This window comes from Pseudomonas sp. DC1.2, from assembly GCF_034351645.1.
Classification (GTDB): Bacteria; Pseudomonadota; Gammaproteobacteria; order Pseudomonadales; family Pseudomonadaceae; genus Aquipseudomonas.
In genome coordinates, this window is sequence record NZ_CP133782.1 from 4,352,616 (window position 1) to 4,366,033 (window position 13,418).

Annotated in this window: 14 protein-coding genes; 11 read left to right on the plus strand and 3 right to left on the minus strand. The window is 57.0% G+C overall.

Annotation, left to right across the window (positions count from 1 at the left end; all coding sequences use genetic code 11):
- Nucleotides 1-19 precede the first annotated feature (19 nt).
- From metG to RHM68_RS19655, 8 genes are all read left to right on the plus strand, one after another.
- Nucleotides 20-2,071: a methionine--tRNA ligase gene (gene metG / locus RHM68_RS19620; protein WP_322218066.1), complete on the plus strand. Its 2,052-nt coding sequence runs from the start codon at nt 20-22 to the stop codon at nt 2,069-2,071.
- Nucleotides 2,072-2,202: 131 nt separating this feature from the next.
- Complete coding sequence (locus tag RHM68_RS19625; protein WP_322218069.1) at nt 2,203-2,772, plus strand: Rnf-Nqr domain containing protein; 570 nt, start codon at nt 2,203-2,205, stop codon at nt 2,770-2,772.
- Nucleotides 2,769-3,974 carry an electron transport complex subunit RsxB gene (gene rsxB, locus RHM68_RS19630; RefSeq protein WP_322218071.1) on the plus strand — a complete coding sequence of 402 codons (1,206 nt, stop codon included), beginning with the start codon at nt 2,769-2,771 and terminating at the stop codon, nt 3,972-3,974. The genes RHM68_RS19625 and rsxB overlap by 4 nt, the downstream gene beginning before the upstream one ends.
- On the plus strand, nt 3,961-4,953 hold the full coding sequence (locus RHM68_RS19635) for an RnfABCDGE type electron transport complex subunit D (protein ID WP_322218074.1): 993 nt from the start codon (nt 3,961-3,963) through the stop codon (nt 4,951-4,953). The genes rsxB and RHM68_RS19635 overlap by 14 nt, the downstream gene beginning before the upstream one ends.
- Nucleotides 4,950-5,561: an RnfABCDGE type electron transport complex subunit G gene (locus RHM68_RS19640; protein WP_322218076.1), complete on the plus strand. Its 612-nt coding sequence runs from the start codon at nt 4,950-4,952 to the stop codon at nt 5,559-5,561. Before RHM68_RS19635 ends, RHM68_RS19640 begins: the two co-directional genes overlap by 4 nt.
- On the plus strand, nt 5,554-6,168 hold the full coding sequence (locus RHM68_RS19645) for an Rnf-Nqr domain containing protein (RefSeq protein WP_322218079.1): 615 nt from the start codon (nt 5,554-5,556) through the stop codon (nt 6,166-6,168). Before RHM68_RS19640 ends, RHM68_RS19645 begins: the two co-directional genes overlap by 8 nt.
- On the plus strand, nt 6,165-6,803 hold the full coding sequence (gene nth, locus RHM68_RS19650) for an endonuclease III (RefSeq protein ID WP_322218082.1): 639 nt from the start codon (nt 6,165-6,167) through the stop codon (nt 6,801-6,803). Before RHM68_RS19645 ends, nth begins: the two co-directional genes overlap by 4 nt.
- A gap of 108 nt (nt 6,804-6,911) precedes the next feature.
- Complete coding sequence (locus RHM68_RS19655) at nt 6,912-7,091, plus strand: PA3496 family putative envelope integrity protein (protein WP_322218084.1); 180 nt, start codon at nt 6,912-6,914, stop codon at nt 7,089-7,091.
- 91 nt (nt 7,092-7,182) lie between these two features.
- Here RHM68_RS19655 and RHM68_RS19660 read toward each other — a convergent pair whose 3' ends face one another.
- Nucleotides 7,183-7,809, minus strand: a complete 627-nt coding sequence (locus RHM68_RS19660; protein ID WP_322218087.1) for a response regulator transcription factor — start codon at nt 7,807-7,809, stop codon at nt 7,183-7,185.
- 558 nt (nt 7,810-8,367) lie between these two features.
- Between RHM68_RS19660 and RHM68_RS19665 the strand changes: the two genes are divergently transcribed.
- On the plus strand, nt 8,368-9,096 hold the full coding sequence (locus RHM68_RS19665) for a hypothetical protein (RefSeq protein WP_322218090.1): 729 nt from the start codon (nt 8,368-8,370) through the stop codon (nt 9,094-9,096).
- Between the two features lie 153 nt (nt 9,097-9,249).
- On the opposite strand, the gene RHM68_RS19670 is transcribed toward RHM68_RS19665, so the two are convergent.
- Together RHM68_RS19670 and RHM68_RS19675 are read right to left on the minus strand one after the other, a co-directional pair.
- The gene (locus RHM68_RS19670; RefSeq protein WP_322218093.1) at nt 9,250-10,467 is read right to left on the minus strand and encodes an argininosuccinate synthase; all 1,218 of its coding nucleotides are present in this window, start codon (nt 10,465-10,467) and stop codon (nt 9,250-9,252) included.
- 127 nt (nt 10,468-10,594) lie between these two features.
- On the minus strand, nt 10,595-11,503 hold the full coding sequence (locus tag RHM68_RS19675) for a flagellar protein MotY (RefSeq protein ID WP_322218096.1): 909 nt from the start codon (nt 11,501-11,503) through the stop codon (nt 10,595-10,597).
- 157 nt (nt 11,504-11,660) lie between these two features.
- Between RHM68_RS19675 and pyrC the strand changes: the two genes are divergently transcribed.
- Both pyrC and rnt read left to right on the plus strand, forming a co-directional pair.
- Complete coding sequence (gene pyrC / locus RHM68_RS19680) at nt 11,661-12,707, plus strand: dihydroorotase (protein WP_322218099.1); 1,047 nt, start codon at nt 11,661-11,663, stop codon at nt 12,705-12,707.
- Complete coding sequence (rnt, locus tag RHM68_RS19685) at nt 12,704-13,384, plus strand: ribonuclease T (RefSeq protein WP_322218102.1); 681 nt, start codon at nt 12,704-12,706, stop codon at nt 13,382-13,384. Before pyrC ends, rnt begins: the two co-directional genes overlap by 4 nt.
- Nucleotides 13,385-13,418: the final 34 nt, after the last annotated feature.

Consider the following 13,418-nt stretch of genomic DNA (forward strand, 5'->3'; position numbering starts at 1 on the left):
CATCAAGTAGCCGAGCCCCATGTCCGAGCCACGCAAGATCCTCGTCACCAGCGCCCTGCCCTATGCCAATGGTTCGATTCACCTTGGCCACATGCTGGAATATATCCAGACCGATATGTGGGTGCGCTTTCAGAAGCACCGCGGCAATCAATGCATTTATGTCTGCGCCGACGACGCTCATGGCTCGGCCATCATGCTGCGCGCGGAAAAGGAAGGCATCACCCCGGAACAACTGATCGCCAATGTCCAGGCTGAACACAGCGCCGACTTTGCCGAGTTCCTGGTGGACTTCGACAACTTCCATTCCACTCACGCCGAAGAAAACCGTGAGCTGTCGAGCCAGATCTACTTGAAGCTGCGCGACGCGGGGCACATTGCTCAGCGTTCGATCACGCAGTATTTCGACCCGGAAAAGAAAATGTTCCTGGCCGACCGCTTCATCAAGGGCACCTGCCCGAAATGCGGCACCGAAGACCAGTACGGCGACAACTGCGAAAAATGCGGTGCAACCTACGCCCCGACCGACCTGAAAGATCCGAAGTCGGCCATCTCTGGCGCCACCCCGGTACTCAAGGATTCCCAGCACTTCTTCTTCAAGCTGCCGGACTTCCAGGAAATGCTGCAAGCCTGGACCCGCAGCGGGACCCTGCAAGACGCCGTTGCCAACAAGATCGCCGAATGGCTGGATGCCGGCCTGCAACAGTGGGACATCTCGCGCGATGCGCCGTACTTCGGCTTCGAAATCCCCGATGAGCCGGGTAAATATTTCTACGTGTGGCTGGACGCTCCGATCGGCTACATGGCTAGCTTCAAGAACCTTTGCGCCCGTCGTCCGGACCTGGACTTCGATGCGTTCTGGGCCAAGGATTCCACCGCCGAGCTGTACCACTTCATCGGCAAGGACATCGTCAACTTCCACGCCCTGTTCTGGCCAGCGATGCTCGAAGGTGCCGGCCTGCGTAAGCCAACGGCGATCAACGTACACGGCTACCTGACCGTCAATGGTCAGAAAATGTCCAAATCGCGGGGCACCTTCGTCAAGGCGCGCACTTACCTTGATCACCTGTCGCCGGAATATCTGCGCTATTACTACGCGGCCAAACTCGGCCGAGGCGTTGACGACCTTGACCTGAACCTCGAAGACTTCGTGCAAAAGGTCAACTCTGACCTGGTGGGCAAAGTCGTCAACATCGCCAGCCGTTGTGCCGGATTCATCCAGAAAGGCAACGCTGGCGTGCTGGTCGCAGGAAACGCTGCGCCGGAACTGACCGACGCATTCCTTGCCGCAGCGCCGAGCATCGCAGATGCCTACGAGGCTCGCGACTTCGCCAGGGCCATGCGCGAGATCATGGGCCTGGCCGACCGCGCCAACGCCTGGATCGCCGACAAGGCACCGTGGTCGCTGAATAAACAGGAAGGCAAGCAGGACGAAGTCCAGGCCATCTGCGCCCTGGGCATCAACCTGTTCCGCCAACTGGTGATCTTCCTCAAGCCGGTGCTACCGCTGCTGGCCGCCGATGCAGAGGCATTCCTCAACGTCGCGCCGCTGACCTGGAACGACCACGCCACGCTGCTGAGCAATCATCAGTTGAACGAATTCAAACCGTTGATGACCCGCATCGACCCGGTAAAAGTACAAGCCATGACCGACGCCTCGAAAGAAGACCTGACTGCCAGCCAGACCGACACCGGCGATGCTGCACCGGCCGGCAATGGCGAACTGCTCAAGGAGCCGCTGGCGCCAGAGATCGAGTTCGATGCGTTTGCCGCCGTCGACTTGCGTGTCGCGCTGATCCTCAAGGCAGAAGCCGTGGAAGGCGCCGACAAGCTGCTGCGCCTGACCCTGGACATCGGTGACGAGCAGCGCAACGTGCTCTCCGGAATCAAGAGCGCTTACCCGGACCCGGCCAAGCTCGAAGGTCGCCTGACCATGATGATCGCCAACCTCAAGCCGCGCAAAATGAAGTTCGGGATCTCCGAAGGCATGGTGATGGCCGCCGGCCCTGGCGGTGAAGAAATCTACCTGCTGAGCCCCGACAGCGGCGCCAAGCCGGGTCAGCGCATCAAGTAAGGTTCTGCGCTAAACCGATCCCACAGTCGTGCCGGGCATGACTGTGGGATTTTCATGTCTGGCCCCCCCTCCTTCCTTGCCGGATAATGCCTGACCCTCAGGTAGACAGATCCGTTCTTGCCGGCACACTCATGACCGAACTGCTTCTTACGCTTATCAGCGCTGCCCTGATCAACAACCTCGTGTTGCACTGGCCGCTGAGCGTCGATCCACTGCGCCACACCGATCGTCATCAGGTCCATGCCCTGGGCCTTGCGACAACCTGCCTGATGCTGATCGTCGGCACGCTCGGCTATGCGCTCTACCAAGGGCTGCTGGTGCCACTGCAATTGACGGCGCTGCGCCTGTTCGTGTTTCTACCGCTGAGCGTTCTGCTGATCAGGCCGCTGCTGAAGCTGCTTGCGCGGTTGTTACCGAGGCTTTCGTTCGAAGGCCTCTGGCCCCTGCTGTTGGGGAATGCTGGCGTCCTCGGGCTGGCGTTGCTCAATGCTCGGGAGGACCGGGGATTGTTCCACGCCACAGCCTTGAGCCTGGGCGCCGGCCTGGGTTTCTGGCTGGTGCTGAGCCTGTTCAGCGATTTGCGCCAACGCACCCTCGATAACGATATCCCCCTGCCCTTTCGTGGCTTGCCGATCCAATTGATCGGCGCTGGACTGATCGCAGTGGCCTTTCTCGGCTTCAACGGACTGATCAAAACATGAGTCTGATCCAACGCATCGACGCCCTCTTGCCCCAGACCCAGTGCGGCAAATGCGGCCACCCCGGATGCAAGCCCTACGCCGAAGGTATCGCCAGCGGCGAGCTGATCAACAAGTGCCCACCGGGCGGCAGCGAAACCATTGCAGCCTTGGCCGAGTTGCTGAAAGTGCCTGTGCTGGAACTGGACGTGAGTCGCGGTGCGGCCCCCGCACAAATCGCCTACATACGCGAAGCAGAATGCATCGGCTGCACCAAATGCATCCAGGCGTGCCCCGTGGATGCGATCGTCGGGGCGGCAAAATTGATGCACACCGTGATGGTCGATGAATGCACTGGTTGCGATCTGTGTGTGGCGCCGTGCCCGGTTGACTGCATCGAAATGCGCCCGCTGCCGCTCGATACGGTTCTGCCGATTGTCGGCGGACTTGCGTTCAGCCTTGAAGAGCAACGGGAGCGGGCCGCCAAGCGCGACCATGCACGGCGCCGCTTCGAACAGCGCAACGAACGATTGCGCCGCGAAGAGGCAGAAAAAATCGCCGAGCGTCAGGCTCGGGCGCACCGCGTGCTGCAACCCAGCGACGTGACTCTCGATCCGGTTCAAGCGGCCCTTGAGCGGGTTCGGGCGCAAAAAGCGGCGAATGCTGACGCGGCCTTGAAGAAAGCGAAAATCGATCTGGCCATGAGTCGAGCGCAACTGAACAAGTCGCTCAAGGCCTTCGGGCATCCGCCAACCTTTGAACAGCAATCGCAGTTGATCGTTCTGCAACAGCAGTTCGAAGCCGCCGAGCAAGCGTTGGCGCAACTGGACAGCAACACAGCGCCCGCCACCATTGCGCCGGCGAAAGATGCCGAGTTGAAGAAAGCCAAGATCCAATTGGCCATGCGTCGAGCGGAGCTTAAAAAAGCGCACGTCAGCGCAGTGCCCTCAGAACAAATCGATACCCTGGAGCGCGCCCTTGGCGAAGCCGAACAGGCGCTCCACGCCGCCGAAGCGGCCAGTGAGCAACCGCGGCCTGAGCTGACTCGCGTCGAAAAACGCCCCATCGACAGCCAGCTTCGACGACTTAAAACAGAGTTGGCCTACGCCCGTGCCGACGTCAGCAAACTCGAACGACAACCCGGCACGCCCGCCGAGTTAATAGCGCGCGCGCGTATCCGACTCCAGGAAGCCGAGCGTCAGGTGGAGACCTATGTCGCCCCTTGAGCCGGTAGACCCTCGCCTTCAGCAGGCCATGAAGCACGTATTGCTGGCGACCCTGCCGGGGATGCTGATGCTGTTTTGGCTGTATGGCTGGGGCGTATTGATCAACCTGCTATTAGCGGTCATGACGGCGCTACTCGTCGAAGCGCTGGTGTTGCACCTACGCCAACGCCCAATCAAACCGGCATTACGCGACGGCAGCGCCCTGGTCACCGCCACGCTACTGGCACTGGCCTTGCCGGCTTATTGCCCTTGGTGGTTGACCGTCAGCGCCGCAGCGGCCGCGCTGCTGTTCGGCAAACACCTGTACGGCGGTGTCGGCAAGAATCCATTCAACCCGGCGATGCTCGGCTTCGCCCTGGTATTGGTGACGTTCGCGCAACAGATGACGCACTGGCCGGCGTCCCACGGCATGGACTTGCTGGGCGGTTTACAGCAGGTGTTCGGCTTCAGCATTGGCCAGGCACCCGATGCCTGGGTGCAGGCCACCGCGCTGGACAGTCTGCGAATCAACAAAAGCCTGACCGTGGAAGAACTGTTCGCCGGCAACCCGGCGTTCGGCCATTTCGGCGGACGTGGTGCGGAATGGGTAAATCTGGCTTTTCTCGCTGGCGGAGTTTTTCTCCTGCAACGACGGGTGTTTAGTTGGCACGCTCCGGTGGGCATGCTTGCCAGTCTGTTTGTCGCAAGCTTGCTGTGCTGGAACGGGTCAGGCTCCGACTCACATGGCTCGCCACTGTTTCACTTGCTGACCGGCGCCAGCATGTTAGGCGCCTTTTTCATCGTCACAGAACCGGTCTCTGGCGCGAAAAGCGCAGGAGCCAAACTGTTATTCGGGGTGGGCGTGGGCCTGCTGACGTACCTGATTCGTACTTGGGGCGGTTATCCGGATGGCGTGGCCTTCGCCGTATTGCTGATGAACCTGTGCGTGCCGACACTCGAACGGTTTATCGCCACCCGGCAAGAGCAGGCAACCCCATGATCCGAACAACGAGTGTGATGGTGCTCGCGCTGCTCACCGCCGCGGGGATTGGCACAACGTATTTGCTACAGCGCACCAGTGAGGCACACATTGCCACCGAACAGCGCCTGATCGACAGTCATAACCTGCTGGACCTGCTGCCCGTCGGCAGCTACGACAACCAGCCGCTGGACCGGCCCCTTGCGCTGGAAAACATTGCACTGGCCCACAGCACGTTAATGGGCGGTTACCTGGCGACCAAAACCAGCCATCCCGGCGCTGTATTACTACGCCTGCAGACGCTGGGTTATGCCGCCACCCTCGAGTTGCTGATTGCCATCGACGCCAACGGCAAGTTGCTGGGCGTCAAAACCCTCAAACAAGCCGAAACCCCAGGCTTGGGCGGTCGATTAGCTGACTGGCCGAACGCCTGGCTTCAAACCTTTTCCGGTAAGTCGCGAACCGATCCCGCTGACAATGACTGGGCCTTGAAAAAAGACCAGGGGCAGTTCGATCAGATGGCGGGCGCGACCATCACCTCGCGCGCCGTGATCAACGCCATCCATGACGCGTTACGTTACTTCGATGAACATCAGCAACAGCTGGTGGGGAGCGCAGCTCATGAATAAGACCGTGGCCGTGAACTCGCTAATGCTGGCACCCCTCATTGGGGCCACGGACTCCCTGATGACGGCGCTGGGCCTGTGGTTGATGTTTGTCGGGATCATCAGCGCTTACGGCTTGGGCATGCGGGCAATACGCCCTCGCCTCGCTGCCTCGTCAAATGTGCAGGGCGGCTGCGTGGTACTGGCGGCCACACTCACCAGTTGTGCAGAACTCGCCGCACAAGCCTGGTCGCTGCCATGGCAACAACATCTGGGGGTGTATTGCGCATTGATCGCATTGCAATGCGTCGTGCTTGAGCACACTGGTTTTTTCCAGCACTCATGCCGCGCTCGTTTACGCCTGTATGGCCTGTTCGGCGCACTGATGATGGGTTTAGGCATGCTGCGCGAACTGATCGGCACCGCGACCCTCGGCGCACACCTGTCCTGGCTGGTCGGTGTTACGCAATCGGACGGGCACGGCTGGGTATGGGCGGCTGACGGCGGCCTGCGAATCGCCACGCTGGCTCCGGGCGGTTTTATACTGCTTGGCCTATTGATCGCCGCTTGGCAAGCCTGGTCTCGGTCTGCCCTCTCAAACTTCGCTTTCGAGGAAACGCATCGTCCATGAATGCCGCAAAACGTTTCGAAATTTTCCGTAGGCTTCACGAAGACAACCCGGAACCGAAGACAGAACTGGCTTATTCATCGCCGTTCGAACTGTTGATCGCGGTGATTTTGTCAGCTCAATCCACCGATGTCGGCGTCAACAAGGCCACTGCAAAACTGTTCCCGGTGGCCAATACCCCTGCAGCGATCCATGCCTTGGGTGTCGAAGGGCTATCGGCCTACATCAAGACCATCGGGCTGTTCAACAGCAAAGCGAAAAACGTAATCGAGACCTGCCGCTTACTGGTGGAGCGCCATGACAGTGAGGTGCCGCGAACCAGAGAGGAACTCGAGGCATTGCCCGGCGTTGGTCGCAAAACCGCCAACGTAGTGCTCAACACTGCATTTCGGCAGTTGACCATGGCCGTGGACACCCATATTTTCAGGGTCAGCAATCGTACAGGCATTGCGCCGGGCAACAACGTGGTCGAGGTGGAGAAAAAACTGATGAAGTTCGTGCCCAAGGAGTTTCTGCTCGACTCCCACCACTGGCTGATTCTTCACGGACGTTACGTTTGCGTGGCCCGCAAGCCTCGCTGCGGCAGCTGTCGCATTGAGGACTTGTGTGAATACAAGCAAAAGACCTCTGACGATTGAGGCGCTATTAGGTTTACCGCTTTACCGATTGAAAAAATCTTTTTTACCCGCCGGTGGTTTATCGATATAAGGGGCGCCAATGGCAGTCTTAGCCTGGAGTTAACTTTTATGAGCACTGGCAAAGAACAACTGGACGTAGAAGACGACTTCTCCCCCGCCGAGGCCGATGACGCTGACCCGGTGGTTGAGGTGGCGAAGACCAACCTGAGCAAACGCCGCACCATCGATAACCTATTGGAGGAGCGCCGACTGCAAAAGCAATTGGCCGATTACGATTTTGATCTATAACACCTAAAAGCCTCCCGAGACGGAGGCTTTTTACTAGGCGTTGCGCCTGAACCCACGTCTGATCACCACGCCGCGCAGATGGCCGCGGTCGTCATACCAAGCCATTGCGCTGAGCCAATTCGATTAAGTCCACCAGCGAGCGAGCATTGAGTTTCAACAATAACCGGGTTTTGTAGGTACTGACGGTTTTGTTGCTGAGGAACATTCCATCGGCAATCTCCTTGTTTGTCTTTCCCCGGGCCAGTTGTTGCAGCACCATCATTTCTCGTCCTGACAAACGATCTACCATATCAGCTTCACTGGCATTGCCAAGACTGGAGCGCACCGTATGCAAGGCTTGATTGGGAAAGTAGCTGTAGCCGGACAATACCGCCTTAATAGCACTGAGCAACTCAGTGAGGTCCTGTTGTTTGCACACATAACCGGCAGCACCCGACTGCATACAACGCATGGAAAAATGCCCCGGCGCCTGAGAGGTCAGGACTAACACTTTCATCGGCAATGTCGTCGTTGTCAGACGCGCGATGACTTCCAGCCCATCAAGTTTGGGTATTCCAATGTCCAGAATGACAATATCTGGCATATGTTCACGCGCAAGTTGCAATGCATCCACGCCATTGTCTGTTTCTGCAATAACTTCGTAGCCATGGCGCTCCATTAGCATACGTACCGCTAGACGAATGACGGGGTGATCATCCACGATCAGCACTTTATTCATGAGCAAGTCCAATTTCGCTGTTCGAATTTTTAGAGCCCGCACAATAGCCTAGTCGTTTCGCCCATTGCATGCCGTACCCCCCGGACACCCACAACGAGAGACATTCCCTACAAACGATACAGATTTATCCTACAAAGAAACCTTGAATAAAGTGTGCTTTAAAACTTACAGACTTGATGACGTTCACTTTACCGATGGTTTTTTTGTATCGCTTTACGACCTGCAATGAGCGTAACGTTCAGCCACGCTGCCTATCCTGTACCGAGTGACTATTGATAGTCACTCAAAAGTAACCGATATTTTCAAGCAAACAACTCACACTAGAAACATTATCTATTAAACATTCACTCACCTACTAAAAGACTGCCGACACAAAAAACCACAACCTCAAACAATTTTTTGAAACAACACCCTCCAACAAAACCCGTTATTGAGACTACAGTTAGACTATAAAAACATCACACTAAAAAACCGTCAAAAGCAAAAAAAAACACTTAAAACCACCCAAAACCAAAACTTTAATCGCAAGAGAAGAAGACAATATTATGAGCAAATACCATGACGAAATTCAAAAAGAAAATCTCAAACCCTATGACGATTATTGCCATATTCGCAACTCTTTCCGAGACATCGGCGGCGGTCTCGTTACCGTTTTTAAGCGATGACGAACGAGAAATCTACATCTGGTTTCTGATCAGTTTTCCCTTTTATTTACTTTTTCTTTTTTTTATCACACTCAACTTTAACTATCGGTCACTGTATTCACCGTCCGATTTCGACAAAGAAAAGCACTTCATAAAAGTAATAGACAACGCTGAACGCTCGGAAAACAAAAAACAGCAACGCCCCAACGATTCACCCGCAAAACAGAAAAGACCCGTGACAACACCGACATCCGAAACCACACTGCCAGACCAGCCGTCAAAAGCCGAAGCGTGCCGATACCGCCTCTGGAGCGCACAGGACTTATCGGTCGATATCTGTCTGCAAACCAGCCTCCGGGCTCAGCACAACACGCGCCTGCAGGGCCCGCTGAAGAACCTGCGTATTGTTGATACGCGCGGAATCAGCACAAAAGTCGACGTCGTCAATTTGATGGAGACACTACGAGAATCAGGCAGGCACTGCACCCATGTGGTGGTGTTTCTTGCCTGTGGTGAATCGGAGAAATTACTGAGGGAACGCACGCTCAAGTGTCCAAAACAGATCAAGAAAGGGACTTGCACCACTTCCTGGATTGTTTACAACCTGAATTCACATGATGTGACAGTGCTGGATAAAACGTGACGGCCCGGCAGGCGAGGTCTGGGCAGGACCCTATGGCATCGCCAGGTGTTGAACAACAATCAAAGAACCCCGGACAACAGCAGAAAAACCTCTTTTTGAAGGGGTGGCATTGTCTACGACAGGGCCACCCCTTCAATGATCACATCAAAGGTCTCAGAACAGCTTACGACCCTTGTTTGCGGCAATGCGCATACGCAGGGCATTAAGCTTGATGAAGCCCGCGGCGTCGGCCTGGTTGTAGGCGCCGCCGTCCTCTTCAAAGGTTGCAATGTTGGCGTCAAACAACGACTCATCGGACTTGCGACCGGTGACAATCACATTGCCTTTGTAAAGCTTCAGGCGCACGACACCATTTACGTGGGCTTGAGAAGCATCGATCATCTGTTGCAGCATCAGACGCTCAGGGCTCCACCAGTAACCGGTGTAGATCAGGCTCGCGTATTTAGGCATCAGCTCATCTTTGAGGTGAGCCACTTCACGGTCCAGTGTGATCGACTCGATCGCACGGTGAGCGCGCAGCATGATGGTGCCACCTGGGGTTTCGTAGCAGCCACGGGACTTCATGCCCACGTAACGGTTCTCGACGATGTCGAGGCGGCCGATACCGTGTTTACCACCGATGAGGTTCAGGGTCGCCAGCACAGTTGCCGGGGTCATTTCGACGCCGTCAAGTGCAACGATGTCGCCATTTCGGTAGGTCAGTTCCAGGTATTGCGCTTGGTCAGGAGCGTTCTCCGGGGAGACGGTCCACTTCCACATGTCTTCTTCGTGTTCGGTCCAGGTGTCTTCCAGCACGCCGCCTTCATAGGAGATGTGCAGCAGGTTGGCATCCATCGAATACGGGGACTTTTTCTTGCCGTGGCGCTCGATCGGGATGTTGTGCTTTTCGGCATAGTCCATCAGCTTCTCGCGCGACAGCAGGTCCCACTCGCGCCAAGGCGCGATCACTTTCACGCCAGGCTTGAGCGCGTAGGCCCCGAGCTCAAAACGAACCTGGTCGTTGCCCTTGCCGGTGGCGCCGTGAGAAATGGCGTCAGCGCCGGTTTCGTTGGCAATTTCGATCAAGCGTTTGGCGATCAACGGGCGAGCGATGGAAGTACCCAGCAGGTACTCGCCTTCGTAGACGGTGTTGGCACGGAACATTGGGAACACGAAATCACGCACGAATTCTTCGCGCAGATCGTCGATGTAGATCTCTTTGACACCCATGGCCTGAGCCTTGGCGCGGGCCGGTTCGACCTCTTCGCCCTGCCCCAGGTCGGCGGTGAAGGTCACCACTTCACAGTTATAAGTATCCTGCAGCCACTTGAGGATCACCGAAGTGTCCAGGCCGCCGGAATACGCCAGAACGACCTTGTTTACGTCCGCCATGCCATCACTCCACGGGTTCTACGGAAAGCCGGGAAGTCTACCGCTCACGCGGAATAATTTACAGAGGCGCGACAGCTTATGACGACGAAGCGACAGATTATGTCGATCGAGCGACGGTGAAAGTGGCTCAGGAAGTCCGCGCCGCACTCACCGGAGCACTGGCTTGTGGGGCCGGTTTCTCAGTGGGAGCCACGCGCTCAAGACGAACGGCAACCCGCCGATTTTTTGCACGGTTGGCGGCGCTGGTGTTTGGCACCAATGGATAGCGCTCGCCGTGAAAGCGCAGAGTCACCTGAGATTCCTGTATTCCGTTGGCTTTGAAGAAGTCCATCACCGCCAGCGCTCTGCGCCGAGACAGCTCTCGATTGGTCAGGCGATTGCCGCTGTTGTCGGAATGACCATCCAGTTCGATGTGATTGACCGTAGGATCGGCTTTCATGAATTCCAGCATGACCTGCAACTGCGCCTTCGCCCGAGGATCGAGATCGACCCCCTCGCCAGGAAACCCGACTTCAGACTGTTTGACCTGTTCAAAGTTTTTCGGCAGCAACTTGGCCACGCAGCTCTGGTAATCGCCAAATGCTTTGCTGAATTTGACGGGCAACAAGCGCACTTCAGACACGCGGCCATCGCCAGCAGAATGTCGAACCACCGGGCTGCGGCCATCCATCAAACCACTGATCAAACGCCCGGCTTGGACCTGCGAGCTATTGAACAGCACATCACCGCTGCCAATTCTTACCGAACCCAAATTGATATCGCCACGCCCTGGCTGCCAAGGCGCAGCGGCTGCCAGCAGGGTCGCCGAACCGCCGCCTATCATCGAGTTATAGGCTTTCAGACGAAATGTCGCCTGTTCACCGGCGCGGCGCACAAACTCACCCGCCCCGAAATCAGTGATCGCTTGAGTCAGGCGGCATTCGAACTTGTCACCTTCGACCGTCCACTCGATGCTCTCCAGACGGGTCTGGAAAGTGAGCGCCATCGCGGGAAGGCTGGCAAACACACTGAGCAAGGCTAAATAACGCTGGCGCACGGGAGGCTCCAATGGTTTCTACAACAAAAAGACCGACACAGATGTTTACGGCATACCTAGTTGCTATCGGTTGGTTGATACAAAACTTGATAGCGAGTGCCTGGAAGAGTCTTTTCCGGTAGCATTCCCCTCAGTTTGACCCGCCTGGAATCCCCTCATGTCCGACCGCCTGACCCTGCTGCGTCCCGACGACTGGCATATTCATCTTCGCGATGGTGCTGTGTTGTCCCATACCGTTGCGGATGTCGCGCGTACCTTTGGTCGCGCCATCATCATGCCAAATCTGGTACCTCCGGTGCGTAACGCCGCGGAAGCCGACGGCTATCGCCAACGAATTCTCGCTGCTCGCCCGGCTGGCAGTCGCTTCGAACCTTTGATGGTGCTGTACCTGACCGACCGCACCCAGCCCGCAGAAATTCGCGAAGCCAAGGCCAGCGGTTTCGTTTACGCCGCCAAGCTGTACCCGGCCGGCGCGACCACTAACTCGGATTCTGGCGTCACCAGCATTGACAAGATTTTCCCTGCCATCGAGGCCATGGCCGAGGTCGGCATGCCGCTGCTGATTCACGGCGAAGTTACCCGTGGCGATGTCGATGTTTTTGATCGCGAAAAAATCTTCATCGATGAGCACATGCGTCGTGTAGTCGAGCGTTTCCCGACGCTCAAGGTGGTGTTCGAACACATCACCACGGCTGACGCCGTGCAGTTCGTCAATGAGGCTTCTGCCAATGTTGGCGCGACCATCACCGCACATCACCTGCTCTACAACCGCAACCACATGCTAGTGGGCGGGATTCGGCCGCACTTCTACTGCCTGCCGATTCTCAAGCGCAACACGCACCAGGAAGCCTTGCTCGACGCCGCCACCAGCGGCAGCGAAAAGTTCTTCCTCGGCACCGACTCGGCACCCCATGCCCAGCACGCCAAAGAGGCCGCTTGCGGCTGTGCGGGCTGCTATACGGCTTATGCCGCGATCGAAATGTATGCTGAAGCCTTTGAACAGCGCAATGCGCTGGACAAACTCGAAGCGTTCGCCAGTCTCAACGGCCCGCGCTTCTACGGCCTGCCGGTGAACACCGATCGCATTACCCTGGTCCGCGATGAGTGGACCGCCCCAACCAGCCTGCCATTTGGCGAGCTGACCGTTATCCCGCTGCGCGCCGGTGAAAAACTGCGCTGGCGCCTGCTGGAGGAACACGCGTGAGTGAAGACCATTTCGACGACGAACAGGACGGTCATGGCGGCGGCGGAGGCGGCTCCCGTCATCCAATGGCAGCCAGGTTCCGTGGTTACCTGCCGGTTGTCGTCGATGTAGAAACCGGTGGTTTCAACTCGGCCACCGACGCCCTGCTGGAAATTGCGGCCACCGTTATCGGCATGGATGAAAAAGGCTTCGTGTTCCCCGAACACACCTATTTCTTCCGGGTAGAGCCGTTCGAAGGCGCAAATGTCGAAGCTGCAGCGCTGGAGTTCACCGGGATCAAACTCGATCACCCTTTACGCATGGCCGTAAGTGAAGAAGCGGCACTGACCGATATCTTCCGCGGTGTGCGCAAAGCGCTGAAGGCCAACGGTTGCAAACGAGCGATTCTGGTAGGGCACAACAGCAGCTTCGATCTGGGTTTCCTCAACGCCGCTGTGGCGCGCCTGGACATGAAGCGCAACCCGTTTCATCCGTTCTCCAGCTTCGACACCGCCACCCTTGCAGGCCTGGCTTACGGGCAAACCGTACTGGCCAAAGCCTGTCAGGCTGCGGACATCGACTTCGATGGCCGCGAGGCCCACTCGGCTCGTTACGACACAGAGAAAACAGCTGATCTGTTCTGCGGCATCGTTAATCGCTGGAAACAAATGGGCGGTTGGGAAGACTTCAACGACTGAGTCAGTCATCGGGTTTATCCCACCCACAAAAAAC